Annotated in this window: 1 protein-coding gene; it reads left to right on the forward strand. The window is 33.9% G+C overall.

Going from position 1 to position 248, the window contains the following annotated elements; translation table 11 throughout:
- Positions 1-201, forward strand: a 201-nt coding sequence (locus tag CUN59_RS21595; RefSeq protein WP_207765459.1) for a transposase, incomplete at its 5' end; no start/stop codon positions are given.
- Positions 202-248 lie beyond the last annotated feature (47 nt).

Consider the following 248-nt stretch of genomic DNA (forward strand, 5'->3'; position numbering starts at 1 on the left):
CTCAATTCTCCTCAAGGTTTTTTTCGACTTTTTCAGCAAGCCCTATATATTTTCTTTCTGCCTAAATATTGTTCTGAGATGAATAAAATCGAACTAGAGTGGCAACAATTTAAAAAACACGAAATTTCTGGACAGATGTTTGAGGATGAAATAGACCTAGCTTATACAGTTATTGATGGAATAGATGCCAGAGGGGAATGAAATAATTACCGTACAGAACATTTTAAATTTAACTACTACGCCGTAAG

The sequence above is a fragment of the Cuspidothrix issatschenkoi CHARLIE-1 genome (assembly GCF_002934005.1).
Lineage (GTDB): Bacteria > Cyanobacteriota > Cyanobacteriia > Cyanobacteriales > Nostocaceae > Cuspidothrix > Cuspidothrix issatschenkoi.